This window comes from Mesorhizobium sp. M0174, from assembly GCF_040322275.1.
GTDB lineage: Bacteria > Pseudomonadota > Alphaproteobacteria > Rhizobiales > Rhizobiaceae > Mesorhizobium.
In genome coordinates this window covers 214,756-227,700 of record NZ_JAMYTB010000005.1, presented here as the reverse complement: position 1 = coordinate 227,700, position 12,945 = coordinate 214,756, and the positions used below count along the sequence as shown (strand labels likewise).

The following is a 12,945-nucleotide window of genomic DNA, read 5'->3' as shown; positions in this document are numbered from 1 at the left end:
CGTATGACAGGCGACACATAGGGATTTCGGGCGCGAAGCGAAAGCGGAATATGCCGAGGGCAGGCCGATTGGTTGGTTCAAAGCCAGAAAATCTGTTCCCGATTAACAGTTGGAACGAGTCTGGAACGAATCAGCGACGAATCACTGACTCGCGCTGATTCAGGTTTTGTTCACGGCTACATCTGGGTTTTCTGCCGGCGTATCTCACCACATGCTGAATCACGGAAACTGGCCCGATTCATGCAAGCATCATCCAAGCGAGCACGTCCGTTAACCTTTGCCGGTGAATGGTCGTGGCTGGCCAATCTGCTTCGCACAACATTATGAAACTATTGATGTTTCCTAACGCGCTTTAATCATTTCGCAGGTGTTTTCAGCTCTCGCCGTTAACCCTCCGCTCAAAGCCGGAACGAATCGGCGACGAATCAGCGATAGCTGAAGTTTCTTGGTTTGTTCACCGCAACATGTTGTGTTGTGAACAGCTTCTCCACCGAGAATCCACAGGCTGCGGGACGGATTGTGCACAGGCTGCGCAGCGGCCATTAACCTTTGCGTGCTGGTTCGGCACACACCGGCGTCATGGCCATCGGTCGGCGCACTTGCCGCATGAGGCTCAGACTCGGCCCCACGCTGAACGGCTTGTTCAAGGCACATCCTCTCCGACGGCATAGCGCTGCAATGTAGGGCCGACGGTCTGGATGATTTCTTCGTGAGACAGGGCGACGACCGGTGGTAGGCGCAGCAGGTAACGGCACATCGCCAAACCCAGCAGCTGGCTGGAAATGAGCCCGGCCCGCCGGCCCGCATCGGCGGGATCAGCGACCGCCGCAACCAGTGGCCTCACCTGGTTGGCAAATACATCGCGCAACTTTTCGGCGGCGAATTCGTTCGACGTCGCCGACCGCAGCAGAATTGCCATGCCGGTACCGTTGGCCGGATCTTCCCAGATTTCGAGAAATCGCCTGATCAGTGTCTTGCCGATGGCGGTTCGATCGATCACCCGCAGTGCCGGCAATCTCAGGTCGACGACCGCCGCTCTGGCGAATAGCTCGTCCTTGCTGCGGAAATAGCGGATCACCATGGCCGGATCGATCGAGGCGTGGGCCGCGACGTCGCGGATGGAGGCGCCGTCATAGCCGTGCCTGGCGAACAGCAGCCTCGCGGCTTCGAGGATCTGGGCGCGGGTGCGGTCCGACTTGCTGGTTTTCTTCTGCTGATTCTCGCTCATGAAATCCCTATGCCAACGGTTGTTGACAAATGCAATGGCTTCGACTAGAAAGTCAACATGTGTTGATAAATGGAGAGAGAAAATGTTGCCAGATACAACGGAAGTCCTGATTATCGGCGCCGGCCCGACCGGCTTGGCGCTGTCCATCGTGCTGCACCAGGCCGGGGTCGACCATGTTCTGATCGACAGGCTTGGGGAGGGCCTTCAGACCTCGCGGGCCGGCGTCATCCACGCTCAGACGCTGGAAGCGCTGGAGCCTCTGGGCGTCACGCAGCGGCTGAGCGAACTTGCCCTGAAGCTGCAGAATTTCGCCATCCGAGATCGCAGCCGGGCACTGCTCAAGCTCGATTTCGGAAAGCTTCCGTCGAGGCATCCCTATCTGATGATGCTGCCTCAGAATCTCACCGAGCAGGTGTTTGCCGAGCGGATTACGGCCCTGGGCGGCGTGATCCACCGCATGGTCGAGGCCAAAGCGGTGCTTCAGGACACTGACGGTGCGCGCGTGACGGTGGTCGAAAACGGCCGCGAGAAGATCATATCGACACGTTACGTCGTTGGCGGCGACGGCATGCACAGCCTGGTGCGCAACTCGGCCAGCATAGAGTTCGACGGCGCGGCCTATGAGGCGTCGTTCGTTCTCGCCGACGTTCGTCTCGACTGGCCGGTTGGGCCAACCGAAGTGTCGCTGTTCTTTGCGCCAGCCGGACTGGTGGTGGTGGCGCCGCTCCCAGACGGATCGTACCGCGTCGTCGCGACAATGGACGATGCACCGGAAAAACCCGCAGTCGCAGACATACAGGTGCTGCTCGACAGCCGTGGGCCGACCAAAGAAAGAACCCGCGTGCTCGACCTGTCGTGGAGCTCGCGGTTTCGCGTGCATCACCGCCTGGTCCGGTCATACCGCAAGGGCCGGTTGTTCCTGATGGGCGATGCCGCGCACGTGCACAGTCCGGCGGGAGGGCAAGGCATGAATACCGGCATCGTCGACGCGGTCGTGCTTGGCCAATTGCTTGGCGACGTGGTGAACGGCGTGCGCCCCGAAGCGGAGCTCGAACTCTATGAAACGCTGCGACGCCCGGCAGCCCAAGAGGTGCTTGACCTGGCTGGCATGATGACCGGCATGGCGCTTGCCCGCAGTCCGGTGAAGCGGTTCGTTCGCAACCTCGTGCTGTCGGTGCTGAACCTCACACCATTCCTGAAGCGCCGCATCGCATTGAAGCTGTCGGGCCTCAGTCGGGCGCCGCTTGCCCGTCTGCCGGCACCCGCGTGCAAGGCAGGTTCAATTACCCGAACCCAGCCTGAAGCCAGCCCAGCGCTGAAGCTTGCCGCGTGACAGCCCGGTTATCTGCCCGTACCTGCCGTCGGGCCGGTACGGGGGCATCCGCGACATCCCAAGCCTCAGCTAATGTACTGGCCGCCATTGGCTGAAATGGTCGAGCCGGTGATGAAACCGGCGTCGTCAGATGCGAGGAAGACGACGCAGCGCGCGATCTCCTCCGGCTCGCCGAGACGGCCGACCGGGATGTGCGGGATGACACGCTCGTTGAGCACCTTCTCGTCCATCGCCTTGACCATCTCGGTGGCGATATAGCCGGGGCAGATGACGTTGACGGTGATGCCGGCGCGCGCGCCTTCCTGGGCCAGTGCCTTGGTGAAGCCGATGTCGCCGGCCTTCGAAGCCGAATAATTGACCTGGCCGACCTGGCCTTTCTGGCCGTTGATCGAGGAGATGGTGATGATGCGGCCGAACTTGCGGTCGCGCATTCCACCCCACAACGGATGCGTCATGTTGAAGACGCCGGAAAGATTGGTGTCGAGGACCTCTTTCCATTGCTCGCGCGTCATCTTGTGGAACATCGCGTCGCGGGTGATGCCGGCATTGTTGACCAGCACCGAGACGGGACCGAGATCGGCCTCTATCTGTTTGATGCCGGCAGTGCAGGCTTCATAGTCGGCGACCGACCATTTATAGACCGGGATGCCGGTCGCTGCCTTGAACTTTGCCGCCGCATCCTCGTTGCCCGCGTAGTTTGCGGCCACCGAATAGCCGGCGCTCTTCAAGGCGACCGATATCGCCGCGCCGATGCCGCGCGACCCGCCTGTGACGATTGCAACCTTTGTCATGTGTCCTCCCGGGAAATGCAGATGGCTGCGCGTTGAAGCGGTGGGGTTTGCCCTCTATTCCCTACTCGCTTTGCACCAGCATCCTACTCGTATCGCCTATCTCATCACAATGCTTCCACGCACATGGCAACGCCCATACCGCCGCCGATGCACAGCGTGGCAAGACCTTTCTTGGCACTTCTGCGGCGCATCTCGTAGACCAGCGTGTTGAAGATGCGGGCGCCCGAGGCACCGACCGGATGGCCGATGGCGATGGCGCCGCCATTGACGTTGACGATCGCCGGGTCCCAGCCCATGTCCTTGTTGACGGCGCAGGCCTGCGCGGCGAAGGCCTCGTTGGCTTCGACCAGATCGAGGTCGCCGACCGACCAGCCGGCCTTGGCCAGCGCCTTGCGCGAAGAGGGGATCGGTCCCGTCCCCATGATCTGCGGGTCGACGCCGGCGGTCGCCCAGGAAACGATACGCACCAGAGGTGTGATGCCGCGCCTTGCGGCTTCCGCTTCGGTCATCAGCACCACAGCTGCGGCGCCGTCGTTGATGCCGGAGGCATTAGCTGCCGTCACCGTGCCTTCCTTGTCGAAGGCCGGCTTGAGCTTGGTCATGGCATCGATTGTCGCGCCGTGGCGGATGTATTCATCCTGGTCGACTACGGTGTCGCCCTTCCTGCCCTTGACTGTGAAGGCAACTATCTCGTCCTTGAATTTTCCGGCTTTCTGCGCGGCCTCGGCCTTGTTCTGGGAAGCCAGTGCGAACTGGTCCTGGTCGTCGCGGGTGATCTGGAACTGGCGAGCGACGTTCTCCGCGGTGTTGCCCATATGATAGCCGTAGAACGCATCGGTCAGGCCGTCCTTGATCATGGTGTCGATCAGCTTGAAGTCGCCCATCTTGACGCCACCGCGCAGATGTTGCGCATGCGGAGCCATCGACATCGATTCCTGGCCGCCGGCAACGATGATCCTCGCGTCGCCCTGGGCGATCTGCTGCATGCCGAGCGCGATGGCGCGCAAGCCCGAGCCGCAGAGCTGGTTCAGGCCCCAGGAGGTAGCCTCCTGCGGCACGCCGGCGGCCATAGCCGCCTGCCGCGCCGGGTTCTGCCCTTGGGCCGCGGTCAGGATCTGGCCGAGAATGACCTCGTCCACCTCCTTGCCCTCGACGCCGGCACGGACAAGCGCTTCCCTGACGGCGACCGCACCCAATTCATGGGCTGGCGTGTTGGCGAAGGCGCCGTTGAAGGAGCCGACAGGCGTGCGCGCTGCACTGGCGACAACGATGGCGTTGGAAGCGGACATGTTCTTCTCCAGGCTTTCGGGGAACGATTTCGGGTGCCGTCGGGGACTTTTCTTGCCCTTTCCACAACCCGAGTCAAACCCGAAATGGGCATGGCGTCCGACTGCCGCAAGCATGCAGCACGTCGCTGCAACGGCGGCCCGTCCGTGCTGCGCAGCATAAAATGTTCCCGCACTGCACAAACTGCTTGGATTCATGACGCTTTTGCGCATATCCTTTAAAAAGGCGCAATCGTTACCGGCGGCTTACTTAAGCTGCCCGGTGTCCGGGGAGGATGCAGATGGCCGCAAAAGACGAACCTATTGTTATCAAGAAATATGCCAATCGCCGTCTCTACAATACGGGCACCAGCACCTATGTGACGCTTGAGGATCTCGCTGAAATGGTCAAAAAAGGCGAGGACTTTACTGTCCAGGACGCCAAGACCGGTGACGACATCACGCATCCGGTGCTGACCCAGATCATCTTCGAGCTGGAGAACAAGGACGGGCAGAACATGCTGCCGATCCCGTTCCTGCGTCAGCTCATCGCCTATTACGGCGACCAGATGCAGATGATCGTGCCGAGCTTTCTCGAGCAGTCAATGCTGGCGTTCTCTAAGGAGCAGGAACGCTTTCGCGAGCAGATGAAAGATGCGCTCGGCAAGTCGCCGATGGACATGATGAAGATCGCCACGCCGATCAAGGTGCTGGAGGAGCAGACGCGGCGCAACATGGAAATGTTCCAGAACGCCATGCGGCTGTTCACACCGTTCCCGCCTGCGGGCTCTGCGCCGGCAGCAGCCCCAGCCGAACCGGCCAGGAAGGAAACACCGGAAAAACCCGACGACCTTCAGGAACTGAAGGAGCAGATCGCCGCGATGCAGCGCAAGCTCGACACGATGTCCTGACTGCCGGCTGGCGAAGTGCCGGCCGAAACTTCCTTCAGCAGACCGTGTGATAAACATCTTCGTCTCGAAAGGCGGAGATGTCATCCATGCTATGCATCGTGGCATGCTCTATTTCGTGGTCACCGTCACCAGAGCGGTAACAGGTTTGCCGTCTACTAGAATGGGCCGGTGATGATCATCGGCAAGAAGCACGCCGATTACGTGTCTGCCGGCGGCATTCGGGCAATGGCCGAAACGGGCCTTGATAAGGTCACCGCCAAAGTCGCTGTTCATGCTGTTGTACGGCTTGCCGGGGATGTTGCAGGTGTCTCCGTCGGAATCGATCTTCATATGCACGTGGCCGCATTGGCTGATTTCCCCGCACTCACCCGCAGCGAGCAGCCTGAAGTTGCTCCTGACGACGACGCCTATCGCCTTCTCAGGAGCATTGCCCAGTTCGACAACTGAACCTGCGGTCGGCCAGGCGATTTCCAGGGTGGGCCGATCCTCGGCCTCGGCAGACACGAGCGACAATAAGGAAAAAGCGAGGGCAGTCGTTGCGATGATGCGAAACATGATAACCTCCGTTGCGATGTAAACACTGATTACATATGCAGTGCTCGAACACAAGGGAAATAATCAGCGATTACATTCCGCTCTCGTGCTATTTGGCTGAGATGACCAAGACTACTGATTCCGACGAAGCCGGACATGCCAAGCGATACCATCACGGCAATCTTGTCGAGGCCTTGATCACGGCAACCGTGGAGATCATCGAGGAACGGGGAGCCGAGCATGTCTCCGTACGCGAAGCCGCAAAACGTGCCGGCGTTTCACCCGGCGCACCATTCCGGCATTTTCGATCGAAAACAGCGTTGCTAACCGCGGTCGCCGAACAGGCCATGGATCGGCTGACAGAGGCTGTTGCCAAGGCGCAGTCGAAAATCGGCAGCGCAGATCCCATTGAGGCTTTCGAAGCAATCGGACAAGGCTATCTGGAATGGGCAATTACCAACCCCACGCATTTCCAGATCATCAGTTCCAGAACCCTAATTGATTTTGAAGCGTCGGACAGCCTTCGTCATCAGAATGAGGCTATTCGGCGGAGGATGATCGACTTGCTGACGCAAGCGCAACAACACGGTCGGCTTGCTCCCGACACCGACTTTGATCATCTTGTGCTTGCCGCGCGTGCACTCGTGTATGGGTTGGCACGTATGGCGCTCGATGGTCATTTCCGGGAATGGCATCCGTCCGAGCCGCCAGCCCTGGCCGCGCAGCGGGCTCTCCGACTTTTCATGAACCGTATGACCATTCCATCTAAAGCTTAAATCCGCCAGCACCCAAAAAAGGGACCGGGATTGCGCCACCAGCTAATGGAACTCCGGCAGCGGTCCCTGGTAGCGGGCGCGTGGCCGGATCAGGCCGTTGCTTGTCACCTGTTCCACCGCGTGCGCGGCCCAGCCGACGCTGCGGCCGAGCGCAAACAGACGGAACGGCGCATCGGACGGCAAGCGGAGGCTGCGCGTCAGGGCAGCCAAGGCGAAATCGACGTTCGGGCGCATGCCCGTTGCCGCAAAGGCCGCATCCCAAAGCCGCAGCAGCCCGTCATCGACATCGATAGCGGCCAGCAAAGGTTCGGCGCGCGGATCGCCGTCGGGATAAAGCGGATGGCCAAATCCGGGCAGTGGCATGTCGTGACCGAGCCAGCGTCCGACGGCCGCATCCGGCCCCAATCTCTGCGCATCCTCACCCAATATCATGACGGCCTCCGCGGCGGCGCCATGGCGCGGACCGGAGAGCGTGGCGAGGCCGGCAAGCAGGCAGGCCGAAACAGGTGCGCCGGTGGACGCGGCGACCCGTGCGGCGAAGGTCGATGCGTTCAATTCGTGATCGGCCAACAGTACGAGCGAGCGGCGGATCAAGTCTGCGCCGGCCGCATCGAGCGACCATCGCCGCGCCAGCCTTTCGTGCACGGCACCGGTTCCGGGAATCGCGCCGAGCGCCTGGGCCAAGGCGGCGATGGCGCCGGCCGCATCGTGGTTGAGCGAAGCTGATCGGCGGCCGAGCGAAGGCCGGCCCTTGGCCGCCAACGCGGCCAATCCCGCGAAGGCGGCCGGCCGGCCAGTTGCGCCGTTGCCATGGCGGCTCGCCGAGACAAACGACACTGGTGCGTCAGACGCCCAAAGCAGGTTTGCCGTCTGCTCCAGCGTGGCAGCCTCGCAGAGTGCAACCGCATCCTGGCCGCGATAGACGAGGCGGCCGTGCAAAACGGTCGAGATCGTGGTGGCTATCGCCGGCTCGCCCCAGGCAATTGCACTTTCGGCGATGGCCTGAGGATTTCGGCCGCGCGCCCGGCGGCTCGCCAGCGCCGCGATGTCGTCGGCGCGATACTGGCTACGGCGTGGATCCGCCCCATCCGGCCGCATGCCGATGCGCCCGCGGCTGACATAGGCATAGAGCGTCTGGGCGCGCACCTTGAGACGCTCCAGGGCCTCGTCCCGCGTCAGCCACTCCGTCATGTCAGTCCTGTCATGTTGATTCTGTTGATCAAGATTGATGATCCAGTCGCCAACCCTTATCTACCGCGCGGAAAGGGTCAAGGAGAAAACCAATGGCGAATGGGCTCGATGATGTGGTGGCGGCGGAAACGGTGCTCTCCGATGTTGACGGTCTTGGCGGCCGCCTGACCATCCGGGGCCATTCGTTGCCCGAACTGGCAGGCCGCTGGAAATACGCCGAGGTGGTCCATCTGCTGTTCGACGGCTTTTTTGACGATTTTCCCGGCGACAAGGAGCTGGCGAACGCGATCGGTCGGGCGCGCAGCGAAGTGTTCGGGCAGATCGAACCCTTGCTGCCGTTTCTCGCATCCCTCGATATCTACAGCGCGATGCGCGCCGGCATTGCGCTGCTGCCGGACGGCGGCAAATTGCCGGACGCGCTGCGGCTGGTTGCGGCGCCTGCCGTGCTGACGCCGGCCTTGCTGCGCTTGCAGCGCGACGAAAGCCCGATTGCGCCCGATAGCAAGGCCGATCATGCCGCCGACATGCTGCGGATGCTGACCGGCATTGCGGCCTCGCCGAAGTTGGCGAAGGCACTCGATGCCTATCTCGTGACGGTTTGCGACCATGGCCTCAACGCATCGACCTTCGCCACGCGCGTGGTCGCTTCGACGCAGGCCGGGCTTACTTCGGCGGTGCTGGCCGGGCTCGGAGCGCTCAAGGGGCCGCTGCATGGCGGCGCCCCAGGTCCGGTGATCGAGATGCTGGATGCGATCGAGGCGCATGACGACGCCGCCGGCTGGCTGCGTGACGAGATCGGGCGCGGCCGCCGCATCATGGGCTTCGGGCATCGCATCTACCGCGTGCGCGATCCGCGTGCCGACGTGCTGAAAGCGGTGGTGCGGCAACTCGGCGCCAAGGGTGAAGCCGGCCACCGGCTGGCGTTTGCCGAGAGCGTGGAGCAAGCGGCGCTCGAAGTGCTTCGCATCGCCAAGCCGTCGCGCTCGCTCCAGACCAATGTCGAGTTCTTCACAGCACTTCTGCTGGAAGCGGCGGGCTTTCCGAAAGAGGCGTTCACCAATGTCTTTGCTGCCGGGCGCGTCGCCGGCTGGATTGCCCATGCGCGCGAGCAGCAGACGAGCGGACGGCTGATCCGGCCGCAGTCGCGCTATATCGGGCCGGTCCCAGACCTCGTCGCTTGAGGATTTTTCCCTCGCATACTTGCGGAAGCCGGTCGCAATAGCCGGTGCTGGACACCTCTCTCGTCGAGATAAGAGAGGTCCTCATGACAAAAATTTCATGTCATTGCCCCACACATCCGCTGTTCTTGGATGGCAGAGAACCTATATGCTGCAGTGCAACATGGTTCCGCGGGAACCCACTTCAAAGGAATAGCCAGCCTTGACTACCAGAAAAACCGCCATCGTCACGGGTTCTACCTCGGGCATCGGCCTGGCCATTGCCCACGCGCTCGCGGCCGAAGGCTGCAACCTCGTCGTCAATTCCTTTTCCGATACCGCAGACGACCACGCCATCGCAGACGCGATCGCGAAGCACCACAAGGTGAGGACCGCCTATGTCAAAGCCGACATGTCGAAGCCGGCCGAGTGCCGGGCTTTGGTGGCGAAGGCAGCCGAGGCATTCGGCTCGGTCGACATCCTGATCAACAATGCCGGCATCCAGCATGTCGCGCCGGTGGAAAGCTTCCCGATCGAGAAGTGGGATGCGATCATCGCCATCAACCTGTCATCGGCCTTCCACACCATCGCCGCCGCCATTCCGTTGATGAAACAGGCCGGTGGCGGCCGGATCGTCAACGTCGCCTCGGCCCACGGCTTAGTCGCGTCGCCGTTCAAGTCGGCCTATGTCTCGGCCAAGCATGGCATTATGGGCTTGACCAAGACTGTCGCCCTGGAGCTGGCGCGCGACAAGATCACCTGCAATGCCATTTGTCCGGGCTATGTGCTGACGCCGCTGGTCGAGGCGCAGATCCCCGACCAGATGAAGGCCAACAAGATGGACCGCGAGACGGTGGTCCGCGAGGTCATGCTCGAAAAGCAGCCGACCAAGGAGTTCGTTACCGTCGAGCAGGTTGCGGCGGTGGCAGTGTTCCTATGCTCGGATGCGGCGGCGCAGATCAACGGCACGCACATCTCTGTCGATGGCGGCTGGACCGCTCAGTGAGCCATCCAGCGGTCAAGGGCCACGCCATGCCGAAGAACGGCAAGGTGGAAGAGCCAAAGAAGATCAACATCGCGCTGCAAGGCGGCGGCTCGCACGGGGCGTTTTCCTGGGGCGTGCTCGATCGGCTGCTGGAGGACGGGCGCCTCGACATAACGGCGGTTTCGGGCACCAGCGCCGGTGCCATGAATGCTGTGGCGCTGGCCGACGGCTTTGTCCGCGGCGGCGTCGAGGGTGCGCGGCGCAAGCTCGACGATTTCTGGCGTGCGGTGGCGGCAAAGGGCCGCTTCAGCCCGGTGCAGCGCATGCCTTGGGACGTCGCCTGGGGCAATTGGTCGATCGAGAACACGCCCGGCTATTTCCTGTTCGATACGATGTCTCGGGTATTTTCGCCCTATGTCGCCAATCCGCTCGCCATCAATCCGCTGCGCGACGTGGTCGAACGTGAGATCGATTTCGACAATGTGCGCGCCTGCAAGTCGATTGAACTGTTCATTTCCGCTACCAATGTCGAGACCGGCCAGTTGCGGGTCTTCTCTGACGGCGAGATCGACCTCGACACGGTGATGGCGTCGGCCTGCTTGCCGCAATTGTTCCGTGCCGTCGAGATCAAGGGCGTGCCCTATTGGGATGGCGGTTATGGCGGCAACCCGGCACTGTTCCCGTTCTTCAAGACGGCGGCCACCGAGGACGTGCTTTTGGTTCAGATCAATCCGGTGGTCCGCGAGGGGACGCCGAAGAGCGCCAATGAGATTCAAAACCGCATCGACGAGATCACCTTCAATGCCGGGCTGTTGCGCGAATTCCGCTCGATCGCCTTCGTCAAGGAATTGATCGCCGCCGGCCGACTGCCGCACGGCGAATATCGCGACATACGCATGCACCGCATCGACGCCGACGAAGCGTTCAAGGATTTGTCGGCATCGTCCAAGGTCAATGCCGAATGGGCGTTCCTTGCCTATCTGCGCGACCTCGGCCGCACCGCGGCCAGTGACTGGCTGGAAGAAAACTACGACGCCGTCGGCAAGCGGCCGACGATCGATCTGTCCGGCGAGCTCGATGACGGCCTGAAGCCGGTACGCGGGCCCGCGCCGGGCCGGCGGGTCAAGGAGTTTCTTGCGGCGCGCAAGCAGCCCGAGGCCGCCCGCCGTCCGGCCTAGAACGGTTAATCGTTTCGGAAACGCCGAACCGCTCTATCTTTTTCTTTTTGTTTTGACGCAATTCCGGACGGAAACCGTTTCACATTTTCCTGGAATTGCTCTCGCTCCTCCGCAAAGCAGATGACGTCGCAATCTGTCCAATCATCCTGACACTTGCTGCCATACCGCTGTTTTGGCGATCAACAGCCGATGCTGCAGCCGCATCTTTGCGGACAAAGCAACAATCCATCAACTTTTCTGACTATATTGCGCCGCAACTTTGCGGTAGAAGCGCGCTTCGCCGATCACGGCAATTTGAATACGGCCTCGCGCGCACCCATATCGGCGACGCGCCCCAAGTAGAAGATGCGGCTTGGCCGAACCCCGCGCACTGGAAAAATAACGATGCCGAAATTCAGGTTTCACAAGCTTGCTGCCATTGTTGTGCTCATCGGTTTCGCCGGCTGGATGGTGACAGGCGAGTTCTCGTCCGTCGGCAGCGCGTCCGCCGATAACAAGCCCAAGGCAGGAGAGGTCGAGCAGCCCAAGACAGCCGACGCAGGCAAGCCCCAAACTGGCGAAGAGGGGGCTGCCAAGCCGGGGACTGCCGAGGCGGAACAGCCCAAGGCGCCGTTACGTACGGTCGCGGTCATAACCCCGCCGCGGCGCACCTATGCACGCGCTATCCGCATTTCCGGACTGACCGAAGCCGACAAGCGCGCCGTCCTGGCGACACGCGTCGCCGGCGTCATCGACAAGCTGCCGGTCAAGCAGGGTCAGCACGTCAAGACCGGCGACCTGATCCTGATGCTTGCCGCCGAGGAAAAAATCTCGGCGGTCGACAATGCCAAGCAGCTTGTCGTGCAGCGGGAGGCAGAGCTGGCTGCTGCCCTGCGGCTTATGAAAACCGGCAATCTGCCCAAGTTGCAGCTCGATACAGCCCGCTCCAACCTGACGCTGGCCAAGTCGCAACTGGACGCAGCGCAAGCCGAACTCGACCGCAATGAGGTGAAGGCGCCCTTCGACGGCGTTATCGACCGGGTGCCGGTGGAGCTTGGCAGTTCCGTGATGCAGGGCGGCGAGGTGGCTACTATTCTCAGCCTCGACCCGGTGATTGCGCGCGGCGAGGTCAGCGAACGCGATCTCGGCTATCTGAAGATCGGTGACAAGGCGAATGTGCGTCTGGTCAGCGGCCAGAACGTCGAGGGCATCGTGCGCTACATCAGCCGGGATGCATCATCGGCAACCCGTACCTTCCGGGTCGAAGTCGCCATCCCGAATGCAGATGGTTCCGTACCGGCCGGCATGACGGCCGAAATCGCGCTCAGCGCCCAGCCGACCGATGCCGTCATGCTGCCGCGCTCGGTGGTGACGCTCGGCGACAAGGGCGACCTCGGCATCCGCGCCGTCGGCAAGGACGACAAGGTCGTGTTCTTCCCGATCGACCTGGTCGACGACACGCCGACCGGCCTGGTGCTTGGCGGCATTCCGACCGACGCCCGCATCATCGTCGCCGGCCAGGAGCTGGTGAAGGAAGGCGAAGTGGTCAAGCCGGTCGAAGCGGACCAGGCGACCATCCAAAAGCTGTTGGGCGAAGCGACGACCGGGACGCAGTAA

12 protein-coding genes are annotated in these 12,945 nt (G+C 61.9%); 7 read left to right on the top strand and 5 right to left on the bottom strand.

Translation table 11 applies throughout. The features are described 5' to 3' along the window. Positions 1-643: 643 nt before the first annotated feature. On the bottom strand, positions 644-1,375 hold the full coding sequence (locus tag NKJ13_RS13285; protein WP_352701379.1) for a TetR/AcrR family transcriptional regulator: 732 nt from the start codon (positions 1,373-1,375) through the stop codon (positions 644-646). Between NKJ13_RS13285 and NKJ13_RS13280 the strand changes: the two genes are divergently transcribed. Next, positions 1,311-2,561, top strand: a complete 1,251-nt coding sequence (locus NKJ13_RS13280) for an FAD-dependent oxidoreductase (RefSeq protein WP_352737773.1) — start codon at positions 1,311-1,313, stop codon at positions 2,559-2,561. The genes NKJ13_RS13285 and NKJ13_RS13280 overlap by 65 nt on opposite strands. A gap of 65 nt (positions 2,562-2,626) precedes the next feature. On the opposite strand, the gene phbB is transcribed toward NKJ13_RS13280, so the two are convergent. Together phbB and NKJ13_RS13270 are read right to left on the bottom strand one after the other, a co-directional pair. Then, entirely contained in the window at positions 2,627-3,352 is a 726-nt protein-coding gene (phbB, locus tag NKJ13_RS13275) for an acetoacetyl-CoA reductase (protein WP_352504974.1), read from the bottom strand. Positions 3,353-3,456: 104 nt separating this feature from the next. After that, positions 3,457-4,641, bottom strand: a complete 1,185-nt coding sequence (locus NKJ13_RS13270) for an acetyl-CoA C-acetyltransferase (protein ID WP_254816500.1) — start codon at positions 4,639-4,641, stop codon at positions 3,457-3,459. A gap of 278 nt (positions 4,642-4,919) precedes the next feature. Here NKJ13_RS13270 and phaR point away from each other — a divergent pair, with 278 nt between their 5' ends. Further along, entirely contained in the window at positions 4,920-5,528 is a 609-nt protein-coding gene (phaR, locus tag NKJ13_RS13265) for a polyhydroxyalkanoate synthesis repressor PhaR (protein ID WP_254816501.1), read from the top strand. Positions 5,529-5,636: 108 nt separating this feature from the next. Here phaR and NKJ13_RS13260 read toward each other — a convergent pair whose 3' ends face one another. Then, the gene (locus NKJ13_RS13260; protein WP_352737771.1) at positions 5,637-6,083 is read right to left on the bottom strand and encodes a hypothetical protein; all 447 of its coding nucleotides are present in this window, start codon (positions 6,081-6,083) and stop codon (positions 5,637-5,639) included. A 101-nt stretch (positions 6,084-6,184) separates the two neighbouring features. Between NKJ13_RS13260 and NKJ13_RS13255 the strand changes: the two genes are divergently transcribed. After that, positions 6,185-6,838 carry a TetR/AcrR family transcriptional regulator gene (locus tag NKJ13_RS13255; RefSeq protein WP_352504976.1) on the top strand — a complete coding sequence of 218 codons (654 nt, stop codon included), beginning with the start codon at positions 6,185-6,187 and terminating at the stop codon, positions 6,836-6,838. Between the two features lie 42 nt (positions 6,839-6,880). On the opposite strand, the gene NKJ13_RS13250 is transcribed toward NKJ13_RS13255, so the two are convergent. Next, on the bottom strand, positions 6,881-8,029 hold the full coding sequence (locus NKJ13_RS13250; protein ID WP_352504977.1) for a citrate/2-methylcitrate synthase: 1,149 nt from the start codon (positions 8,027-8,029) through the stop codon (positions 6,881-6,883). Positions 8,030-8,121: 92 nt separating this feature from the next. On the opposite strand from NKJ13_RS13250, the gene NKJ13_RS13245 reads away from it, so the two are divergent. From NKJ13_RS13245 to NKJ13_RS13230, 4 genes are all read left to right on the top strand, one after another. Next, positions 8,122-9,210 carry a citrate synthase/methylcitrate synthase gene (locus NKJ13_RS13245; protein WP_352737769.1) on the top strand — a complete coding sequence of 363 codons (1,089 nt, stop codon included), beginning with the start codon at positions 8,122-8,124 and terminating at the stop codon, positions 9,208-9,210. 199 nt (positions 9,211-9,409) lie between these two features. Then, entirely contained in the window at positions 9,410-10,192 is a 783-nt protein-coding gene (locus NKJ13_RS13240; RefSeq protein WP_352687242.1) for a 3-hydroxybutyrate dehydrogenase, read from the top strand. Between the two features lie 26 nt (positions 10,193-10,218). Then, positions 10,219-11,349, top strand: a complete 1,131-nt coding sequence (locus NKJ13_RS13235) for a patatin-like phospholipase family protein (protein WP_352476433.1) — start codon at positions 10,219-10,221, stop codon at positions 11,347-11,349. Positions 11,350-11,733: 384 nt separating this feature from the next. Then, positions 11,734-12,945 carry an efflux RND transporter periplasmic adaptor subunit gene (locus NKJ13_RS13230; RefSeq protein WP_352687245.1) on the top strand — a complete coding sequence of 404 codons (1,212 nt, stop codon included), beginning with the start codon at positions 11,734-11,736 and terminating at the stop codon, positions 12,943-12,945.

Bases quoted from the DNA above. Each gene is read 5' to 3' on its own strand.
- NKJ13_RS13280 (WP_352737773.1), top strand. From the start codon at position 1,311: ATGTTGCCAGATACAACGGAAGTCCTGATTATCGGCGCCGGCCCGACC.
- NKJ13_RS13285 (WP_352701379.1), bottom strand. From the start codon at position 1,375: ATGGACAGCGCCAAGCCGGTCGGGCCGGCGCCGATAATCAGGACTTCC.
- phbB (WP_352504974.1), bottom strand. From the start codon at position 3,352: ATGACAAAGGTTGCAATCGTCACAGGCGGGTCGCGCGGCATCGGCGCG.
- NKJ13_RS13270 (WP_254816500.1), bottom strand. From the start codon at position 4,641: ATGTCCGCTTCCAACGCCATCGTTGTCGCCAGTGCAGCGCGCACGCCT.
- phaR (WP_254816501.1), top strand. From the start codon at position 4,920: ATGGCCGCAAAAGACGAACCTATTGTTATCAAGAAATATGCCAATCGC.
- NKJ13_RS13260 (WP_352737771.1), bottom strand. From the start codon at position 6,083: ATGTTTCGCATCATCGCAACGACTGCCCTCGCTTTTTCCTTATTGTCG.
- NKJ13_RS13255 (WP_352504976.1), top strand. From the start codon at position 6,185: ATGACCAAGACTACTGATTCCGACGAAGCCGGACATGCCAAGCGATAC.
- NKJ13_RS13250 (WP_352504977.1), bottom strand. From the start codon at position 8,029: ATGACGGAGTGGCTGACGCGGGACGAGGCCCTGGAGCGTCTCAAGGTG.
- NKJ13_RS13245 (WP_352737769.1), top strand. From the start codon at position 8,122: ATGGCGAATGGGCTCGATGATGTGGTGGCGGCGGAAACGGTGCTCTCC.
- NKJ13_RS13235 (WP_352476433.1), top strand. From the start codon at position 10,219: ATGCCGAAGAACGGCAAGGTGGAAGAGCCAAAGAAGATCAACATCGCG.
- NKJ13_RS13230 (WP_352687245.1), top strand. From the start codon at position 11,734: ATGCCGAAATTCAGGTTTCACAAGCTTGCTGCCATTGTTGTGCTCATC.